Source organism: Microbispora sp. NBRC 16548 (assembly GCF_030268985.1).
Lineage (GTDB): Bacteria > Actinomycetota > Actinomycetes > Streptosporangiales > Streptosporangiaceae > Microbispora > Microbispora catharanthi.
In genome coordinates this window covers 1-411 of sequence record NZ_BSSF01000087.1, presented here as the reverse complement: position 1 = coordinate 411, position 411 = coordinate 1, and the positions used below count along the sequence as shown (strand labels likewise).

The window sequence follows — 411 nt, the reverse complement described above, 5'->3', positions numbered from 1 at the left end:
CCGGAAGGTCCCACAACCCCGCACACGCAACGCCCGCCGGCTATCACACGCGCACGGTTTAGCCTCCTCCGCTTTCGCTCACCACTACTCACGGAATCACTAAATTGTTTTCTTCTCCTACGGGTACTGAGATGTTTCACTTCCCCGCGTTACCACCAACCGCCCTATACATTCAGACGGCGGCAACACCACATGACTGGTGCTAGGTTTCCCCATTCGGACATCCCCGGATCAACGTCTGGTTGGCGACTCCCCGAGGCTTAACGCAGCCTCCCACGTCCTTCATCGGCTCCTGATGCCAAGGCATCCACCGTGTGCCCTAAATAACTTGGCCACAAAGATGCTCGCGTCCACTATGCAATTCACAAACAACAACCAGACAACCAGCCCACCCCACCACCAAACACCCGA

General features: G+C 56.7%; 1 rRNA gene. It reads right to left on the bottom strand.

The features are described from left to right. Positions 1-334: ribosomal RNA gene (locus QSK36_RS43145) — 23S ribosomal RNA — on the bottom strand; the annotation flags it as partial. Positions 335-411: the final 77 nt, after the last annotated feature.